This window comes from Leisingera sp. F5 (genome assembly GCF_001593695.1).
In genome coordinates this window covers 1-6,203 of record NZ_LUKH01000108.1, presented here as the reverse complement: position 1 = coordinate 6,203, position 6,203 = coordinate 1, and the positions used below count along the sequence as shown (strand labels likewise).

Below are 6,203 nucleotides of genomic sequence, written 5' to 3'. Positions count from 1 at the left end.
GTCTGCTTGCCGCCGACATACATCTTGGCAGTACGGTCCAGCGGGTCCGCCGGGGCGCCATTGCCCTCAAATGCTTCCACTTTGGTCAGCGGTTTCGCCTTGGCTTTTGACCGGGTGTATGCCGCCAAGCCTTCCCAACCGCCCTCGCGGCCAAAGCCGCTTTCGCGCACGCCGCCAAAACCCGCAGCGGCGTCGAACATGTTGGTACCGTTGATCCAGACAACGCCGGCCGCCAGTTTCGGCGCAACGCCGAGCGCCAGGTTCACGTTCTCGGTCCAAAGCGTCGCAGCAAGGCCGTAGCGGGTATTGTTGGCCAGCTCCACCGCTTCTTCCGGAGTGCGGAAGGTGCAGGAGACCAGCACCGGACCAAAGATCTCTTCCTGCATCAGCGGATCGGCAGGCGACAGGCCTTCAATCAGCGTCGGCGGGTAGAAACAGCCGCCTGCGGGCATCTGCACCTGGGCCTGGTGCATGGTACCTGCCAGGTTGGAGGCGACCATGCTGGAAATAGTGTCCAACTGCACCGGATCGACTACGGCGCCCACGTCGATGCACTTGTCCAACGGGTTGCCGATACGCAAGCCGTCCATTCTGGCCTTTAGTTTGGTGTGGAACCGCCCGGCAATGCCTTCCTGCACCAGCAGGCGCGAGCCTGCGCAACAAACCTGGCCCTGGTTGAACCAGATCGCATCGACCAGACCCTCGATAGCAGAATCAATATCAGCATCGTCAAAAACGATGTAAGGGGACTTGCCGCCCAGCTCCAGCGTCAGCGTCTTGCCGCTGCCTGCGGTGGCTTCGCGGATCCGGCGGCCAACAGAGGTGGAGCCGGTGAAGGCAATCTTGTCTACATCCGCTGCAGTGATCATTTCGCCCGCGGCGCCATCGCCAGTGACGATGTTGACAACACCCTTAGGCAGACCCGCCTGATGGCAGATGTCGGCAAACAAAAGCGCTGTGAGCGAGGTGTATTCCGCAGGCTTCAGCACCACCGTGTTGCCCATCGCAATGGCAGGCGCGATCTTCCAGGCCAGCATCAAGAGCGGGAAATTCCACGGTATGATCTGGCCGCAGACGCCCAGGGCTTCGGCGTCCGGCAGTTCGCTTTCCATCAGCTGAGCCATGCCGGCGTGGTAGTAGAAATGCCGCTGGGCCAGCGGGATGTCGATGTCGCGGGATTCGCGGATCGGCTTTCCGTTGTCCAGCGTTTCAAGCACTGCAAACAGGCGCGCGTGTTTCTGCAACAGCCGGGCAATGGCATAGAGGTACGTGGCGCGGCCTGCGCCCCCGAGACCGGCCCAGCTGCCCTGCGCCTTGCGTGCGGCTTCAACCGCAGCATCCACATCCGCCTGCGTGGCCTGAGTCAGCGTCGCCAGCACTTCGCCGGTGGCCGGGTTTTTACTGTCGAATCCATCGCCTGGGACGGTGAATTCGCCATTGATGAAATGGCCAAAGCGGCTGCCCTGATCAACCAGCCAGGCCAGTGCCTCGGCTGCGCTTTCGGGGGCGGGGCCGTATTCCATGGTGTCGAAAATCTCTTTGATGGTCATGTGTTCAGCCCTCAGCCCATGGAATGGCGGTAGCCGGCGGAGTATGCCCCGGTGACATGGTGTTCCAGCTGACGCTCGATATCGCCCAGCAGTGACGAGGCGCCAAAGCGGAACAGATCGGGCTGCAGCCAGCGGTCGCCCAGTTCGTCCTTCATCAGCGCCAGATAGACGAGTGCATCCTTGGCCTTGGAGATACCGCCAGCGGGCTTGTAGCCGACCCGATAGCCGGTGCGGTCGTAATAGTCGCGGATCGCCCGGATCATCACCAGGCTGACAGGCAGGGTGGCGTTGACGCTTTCTTTGCCGGTGGAGGTCTTGATGAAATCGGCCCCTGCCATCATGCAGATCAGCGAGGCGCGCGCCACATTGCGCAAGCTGCCCAGCTCGCCGGTTGCGAGGATCGCCTTCACATGAGCATCCCCGCAGGCCTTGCGAAAGGCTTTCATCTCGTCATACAGCGCCTGCCAGTTGCCGGTCAGCACGTGGCGGCGCGATATCACGATGTCGATTTCCTCAGCGCCTGCCTTGACGCTTTCCTCAATCTCCGCCAGCCGCAGGTGGAAGGGCGACAGGCCGGCCGGGAAGCCGGTGGAAACTGCGGCAACCGGAATGCCGGTGCCTTCCAGCGCTTTGACGGCGGTGGGGATCATGTCGTGATAGACGCAGACCGCCCCGGTGGTGAGGCTCTCCATCCCCAAAGTGCGCAGAACGCCAGGGCTGACCGGCTGGCGGGCCTTGGCGCACAGACGGCGGACACGGCCCTCGGTGTCGTCACCGGAGAGCGTGGTGAGGTCAATGAGGCTGATGGCCTTCAGCAGCCAGGCAGCCTGATGGTCTTTCTTCACGCTGCGGCGGCCCGGCAGGGTGGCGCAGCGGCGTTCGATGGCCGATGTATTGGCCTGCACGGCGGCGACCCAGTCCAGGTCCAGCGCGATGCCCGGATTGCGCGGTTCGGCCAGCTGCGGCAGCTGCGCGCTTCGTTCAGCGATTTGGCTTTCCATTCGGGGAGTCCTCAGCAGAGTTCCGTGCGAAATTCGCACGGGTGCGGCATATTGGCAAGCAAGGCCAAGGATTGCAGGCGGCTTTTTTGACTGATTGGACAAAATATTGGTGCGCGGGCTGCTATGGCACTCTGAAAACCGGAAGGATACAGGTGGTTTGGTGCGAAAATCTTCTTTTACGGGTCTCCTGCCAAAGCCGCGCGCATTCCAGTGGCAGAATCAGCTCCGCATGCTAAATTTAGCGGTATGAGCAGTGCAGAACCCCATATCAGCGATAAAACGCGACCAATCATCCGCCAGCTGGATGACAGCGCCATCAACCGGATTGCCGCTGGCGAGGTGGTGGAACGCCCCGCTTCAGCGGTCAAAGAGCTGGTGGAAAACGCCATTGATGCCGGCGCCGCCCGCATCACCGTAGAAATCGCCGATGGTGGCAAGACGCTGATCCGGGTGAGTGATGACGGGTGCGGCATGACGCCGGAGGACTTGCCGTTGGCATTGTCCCGCCACGCGACGTCCAAGATCGACGGCTCGGACCTGCTGAACATCCATACCTTCGGGTTCCGCGGCGAGGCGCTGCCTTCTTTGGGGGCTGTTGGGCGGCTGACAATCACCAGCCGCGCTGCAGGGCATGAGGCGGCGCAGATCCGGGTCTCCGGCGGCAGGCTGGAGCCGGTGAAACCCGCCGCTTTACGGGCGGGCACCATAGTCGAGCTGCGCGATCTGTTTTTTGCCACACCGGCGCGGCTGAAATTCATGCGCACCGACCGGGCCGAGAGCCAGGCGATTTCAGACACGGTGAAACGGCTGGCAATGGCAGAGCCTTCGGTAGGATTCACGCTGCGCGATGTATCGGGCGGCGGTGAGGGGCGGGTGACCTTCCGCGCCGATCCTTTGCCGGGCGATTTGTTTGATGCGCTGCACGGGCGGCTGGCTTCGGTTCTGGGGCGTGATTTTGCCGAGAACGCGTTGAAGATTGATGCCGCCCGCGAGGGGATCCGCCTCTTTGGCTATGCGGCGCTGCCGACCTATTCGCGCGGCGCTGCGGTGGCGCAGTTCCTGTTCGTGAACACGCGCCCGGTGAAGGACAAGATGCTGACCGGGGCGCTTCGGGCCGCCTATTTTGATTTCCTCAGCCGCGACCGGCACCCTGCAGCGGCGCTGTTCATAGATTGCGACCCGCAGCTGGTGGATGTGAACGTGCATCCTGCCAAATCCGAGGTGCGGTTCCGCGACCCCGGACTGGCACGCGGGCTGATCGTGTCTGCCCTGCGCCATGCGCTGGCAGAGGCCGGACACCGCGCGTCAACCACAGTGGCAGGCGCCACGCTGGGGGCAATGAAACCGGAACAACCTACAGCTACCGGTGCGCCGCGGATCTATCAGATGGACCGGCCGTCCATGGGCGCACGCAGCAGCGCCTACGCGGCGCAAGCCCCCGGGTTGCCGCAAATGTCTTCCTTCGATGCGCCGCCATCGCCAGGTTTTGCCGAATTGCAGGGGTCCTACAGCGGGCGGGTCACAGAGGTGCCAGTGGCTCCAATGGCCCCGGGTCAGGCCTCGGATGCGGCCGGGGCCACCGCCCCCGGGGCCGAACAGCTGCCGTTGGGGGCGGCGCGCGGCCAGGTGCATGAGAATTACATCATCGCCCAGACTGCCGACGGCATGGTGATCGTCGACCAGCACGCAGCACATGAGCGGCTGGTCTATGAAAAGCTGAAACATCAGATGGCTGAAAATGGCGTTGCGGCCCAGGCGCTCTTGATACCGGAGATTGTCGAGCTGAGCGACAATGACTGTGCCTGCCTGCTGGGCGTGGCTGATGAGCTTGCGAAATTCGGCCTTGGCATTGAGGCCTTTGGCGGCACGGCTGTTGCAGTGCGGGAAACCCCCGCGATCCTGGGCGAGGTCAACGCTGAAGCGATGATCAAGGATATTTTGGACGAACTGTCCGACCAGGGCGGAACCCAGCTGGTGCAAGCCAAGATCGAGGCGATCCTGAGCCGGGTGGCCTGCCATGGCTCGATCCGCTCTGGAAGGCGGATGCGGGGCGAGGAAATGAATGCTCTGCTGCGCGAGATGGAGGCCACGCCCCATTCCGGCCAGTGCAACCACGGCCGTCCCACCTATGTGGAACTGAAACTGGCAGATATCGAGCGCCTGTTCGGGCGCACCTGAACAAGAACCCCCGGTAAAGGGAGGACGAGCAGTGACACTGGAACAGGCCCAATGGGCCATTTACGCGTTGGCCGGTCTGGCCGCTGTTATTACCTTGGCTGGGCTGCGGCTGCGAGGCGCGGCCCGGCAGTTGGAACAGGCCAATGCAGGTCTGAGCCAGGAGGCGGCCGGGCTTCGGGCGGAGGTCAAGCGGCTGCCGGAGCTGAACGATGAGCTGGCAACCCTGCGCCGCACCAGCGATAATGAACGTGCCGCCCGGTATCAGGCTGAGGCACAAGTACAAGCGCTGAAGGCAGAACATGCAGCGCGGCTGGAAGAGCTCAAGCAGATGAATGCGCAGATGGAGCACAAATTTGCGGCGCTGGCCTCGGGCGTGCTGAAGCAGAACTCGGAAAGCTTCCTGAGCCTGGTCAGCGAACGGTTTCAGGCACATAGCAAAACCGCTGATGCGGATCTGGCCAAGCGCCACGCAGCGATTGAAGGCTTGGTAAAGCCGCTGGATCAGAAGCTGGGTCAGTTTGGTGAGCGGATCAAGGAAATCGAGAAGGCCCGCAACGAGGCCTATGGCGCGATCCAGACGCAGGTGAAACATTTGGCCGATGGCCAGGCGGCGTTGGGCGGCGAGACCCGCAAACTGGTGCAAGCGCTGCGCGCGCCCAAGACCCGCGGCCGCTGGGGTGAGATGCAGCTGCGTCAGGTTTTTGAGATGGCCGGGATGGCCGAGCATGTTGACTATGAGCTGGAGAAAAGCGTCGGCACCGATGACGGTCTGCGCCGCCCCGATGCAATAGTGCGCATCCCCGGCGGCAAGAGCATCGTAGTGGACGCCAAGACCCCGCTGGAGGGTTATCTGGACGCGTTGGAGGCCGAGACGCCCGATCAGCAGCAGCAGGCACTGCTGCGCCATTCGGGCCATGTGAAAACCCATGTGCGTCAGCTTGCGTCGAAATCCTATCAAAGCGCGCTGGGAGAGACACCGGATTTTGTGGTGATGTTCATCCCCGGTGAAACGTTTGTGTCCGCGGCGGTGGAGACGGATCCAGGGTTGATTGAATATGCCTTTGAAAACAAGGTTCTGATCGCCACGCCGACCACCCTGATGGCGCTGGTCAAGTCCATAGCCTATGGCTGGCAGCAGGAGAAGATGGCGGAAAACGCAATCGAAGTGCAAAAGACTGCCAAGGAGCTCTATGACCGGCTGGCGACGTTTTCCAAGAACCTCGCCTCCGTCGGTAAGTCACTGTCGTCATCGGTGAACAACTACAACAAGGCCGTTGGCTCGCTGGAAGCCCGCGTGCTGCCCTCGGCCCGCCGGTTCGAGGCGATGGGCGTGGTGGCCAACGGCGCGGAACTGGAAGATCCTGGCCAGGTGGAAGTCGAGCCGCGCCAGGTGGCGCTGCTGGCGGAGGAGTAGATGCGGTTGCCGCTGGTTTCAGGCGCGGGCAACCTCAACCCCGGCGGGGCGGTGCTGCTG

At 62.7% G+C, this 6,203-nt stretch carries 4 protein-coding genes; 2 read left to right on the top strand and 2 right to left on the bottom strand.

Features of this window, described 5'->3' with window-relative positions:
* Both A2I95_RS24910 and deoC read right to left on the bottom strand, forming a co-directional pair.
* Positions 1–1,550: aldehyde dehydrogenase family protein (locus tag A2I95_RS24910; protein WP_291734226.1), on the bottom strand; the 1,550-nt coding region annotated here is incomplete at its 3' end.
* Positions 1,551–1,561: 11 nt separating this feature from the next.
* Positions 1,562–2,551, bottom strand: a complete 990-nt coding sequence (gene deoC / locus A2I95_RS24905) for a deoxyribose-phosphate aldolase (protein WP_027257186.1) — start codon at positions 2,549–2,551, stop codon at positions 1,562–1,564.
* Between the two features lie 246 nt (positions 2,552–2,797).
* Between deoC and mutL the strand changes: the two genes are divergently transcribed.
* On the top strand, positions 2,798–4,729 hold the full coding sequence (gene mutL / locus A2I95_RS24900; RefSeq protein WP_291734224.1) for a DNA mismatch repair endonuclease MutL: 1,932 nt from the start codon (positions 2,798–2,800) through the stop codon (positions 4,727–4,729).
* Between the two features lie 31 nt (positions 4,730–4,760).
* Positions 4,761–6,143 (top strand): DNA recombination protein RmuC, encoded by a 1,383-nt coding sequence (gene rmuC / locus A2I95_RS24895; RefSeq protein ID WP_291734222.1) that lies wholly within the window; start codon positions 4,761–4,763, stop codon positions 6,141–6,143.
* Positions 6,144–6,203: the final 60 nt, after the last annotated feature.

Excerpts from the sequence above, each read along its gene's own strand:
- mutL (WP_291734224.1), top strand. The coding sequence starts at position 2,798 with ATGAGCAGTGCAGAACCCCATATCAGCGATAAAACGCGACCAATCATC.
- deoC (WP_027257186.1), bottom strand. The coding sequence starts at position 2,551 with ATGGAAAGCCAAATCGCTGAACGAAGCGCGCAGCTGCCGCAGCTGGCC.